General features: G+C 43.9%; 1 protein-coding gene. It reads left to right on the top strand.

The window, feature by feature from the left end:
• Window positions 1-25: 25 nt before the first annotated feature.
• Window positions 26-817: site-specific integrase (locus tag Q1Y74_RS01325; protein ID WP_300811897.1), on the top strand; the 792-nt coding region annotated here is incomplete at its 3' end.

The following is an 817-nucleotide window of genomic DNA, read 5'->3' as shown; positions in this document are numbered from 1 at the left end:
AATTTTGCAAACAATGGAACAGATTATGAATCAGACAGATGTAAAGGTTTCGTTCTACCTTAAAAAGAGCGAGGCGGATGCCAGGGGAAACTGTCCCGTAATGGCGCGGCTTATTGTCGGCAAGCACTCTGAAACAGCATTCAGTGTCAAGCTTCGTGTGTCACAGTCATTATGGTCGTCCGGACGGGCGTGTGGGAAAAGTGTAGCGGCCAGGGAAATCAACAACAGACTGGATGAAATACGTGCGGCTGCACTTAGCATCTATGCGGAACAATCCGTAATCCGTGAGTCGGTAACAGCTGAGGATGTGAAGCATCAACTTCTGGGTATGGCTTCGGAACAGGAAACCCTGTTAAGCTATTTCAGACTTTTTATTAGAAATTTCGAGAAACGTGTTGGGATCAATCGTACGGAAAAGACATTGAGGGCTTACCGCAATTCCTACAATCATCTGGTACGTTTTTTACAGGTGCAATATAAGCTGTCAGATATCCCTTTTGCCGCATTGGACCGTTCCTTCATTGAAAAATATGACTTGCATCTGCGTACGGAATGTTGTCTGGCTTCAGGTACAATAGTCAATCTTACCGTGCAACTGAAAACAATTGTCGGAGAAGCCATCGCGGATGGTATAATAACAGTATTCCCGTTTGTCGGATATGAACCGGTACATCCGAAACCGGAACAGAAATATCTCACTTCTGAAGAATTGAATAGAATTATGACAACACCTCTCCATGATCAGATTCTTTATCATGTGAGAGATATGTTCCTGTTTTCCTGTTATACGGGTATTCCCTATAGCGACATGTGTCTG

The organism is uncultured Bacteroides sp. (genome assembly GCF_949298305.1).
GTDB lineage: Bacteria > Bacteroidota > Bacteroidia > Bacteroidales > Bacteroidaceae > Bacteroides.
This window is presented reverse-complemented; position numbering and strand designations above follow the sequence as displayed.